At 64.5% G+C, this 1,080-nt stretch carries 1 protein-coding gene and 1 pseudogene; both read left to right on the plus strand.

The features are described from left to right. Positions 1-859 (plus strand): HpcH/HpaI aldolase/citrate lyase family protein (locus tag AC1D1Z_RS37695; protein WP_477853943.1); only part of this gene is annotated, 859 nt, incomplete at its 5' end. Positions 860-874: 15 nt separating this feature from the next. Then, a pseudogene (locus AC1D1Z_RS37700) lies at positions 875-1,080 on the plus strand (3-carboxy-cis,cis-muconate cycloisomerase); the annotation flags it as partial.

A 1,080-nucleotide genomic window follows, 5' to 3' on the forward strand; every position in this document is an offset into this window, starting at 1 on the left:
GCGCTGTATGAGCATGTCACCCGTCGTGCCGCTGAGCTACCTGTTCGTGCCGGGCAACGTGCCGGAGCGATTCGCGAAGGCGCTGGCCTCGGGTGCGGACCGCGTCATCATCGACCTGGAAGACGCAGTCTCGCCCTCGGACAAGGCTGCCGCGCGCGAAGCCATCGCAGCGTGGATACCCTCCGCCAACGAGGAGATTCGCGGCAAGCTGCTGATCCGTATCAACGACGCGAGCACGGGCTGGTACGCAGACGATCTGCAGCTCCTGCGGCAGGTTCGGGCAGTCTGCGTCATGCTTCCGAAATGCGAAAACAGACGGCAGGTGGCTGACGTTCTTGGTTCGCTCGATGCAGGTACCACCGTGTTGCCGCTGGTCGAAACAGCGCGTGGCCTGCTGGCCGCCTTCGACCTTGCCACTGCACCGGGCATCGCACGCCTGGCCTTCGGTTCGCTCGACTACATGGCCGACCTTGATCTTCCCGCCGACAGCCCGGCCCTGCAGCACGCCGCGATTCAGTTGGCTATTGCTTCACGCGCCGCGGGTCTGCCTTCGCCCGTGGCCGGGGTCACGCCAGACATCGACGCGGACCGCGTTGCCGCCGACATGGTGCAGGCACGCAGCCTCGGCTTCGGTGCCAAGATGTGCATACACCCCGYGCAGGTTGCCGCMGTGCATCGAGCGCTGCGGCCTGACGCCGAAGWGCTGGCTTGGGCACAACGCATCCTGAGCGCCTCGCGCGCMGCCGGYGGCGGCGYYATCCAGCTCGACGGGAAGATGGTCGATCGCCCGGTTGTCCTCAAAGCCGAGCGCATCGTGGCCCTGGCCGCACGCACCCCTGATTTTTCACAAGATACATAACCCAACGGAGAAGCTATGTCCGCAACCATCATCGACTCAAAAATTTTCGGCGACATGTTCAGTGATGCCGCCATGCGGCATGTCTGGTCGGACGAGAACCGCACCGCCAAATACCTGGACATCGAGCGCGCGCTCGCCAAGGTTCAGGGCGCCCTCGGCATCATTCCCAACGAGGCGGCTGAAGAGATCGTGAAGAACTGCGAGCCCAGCCAGATCGACTG

This window comes from Rhizobium sp. P1_E1 (assembly GCF_056406015.1).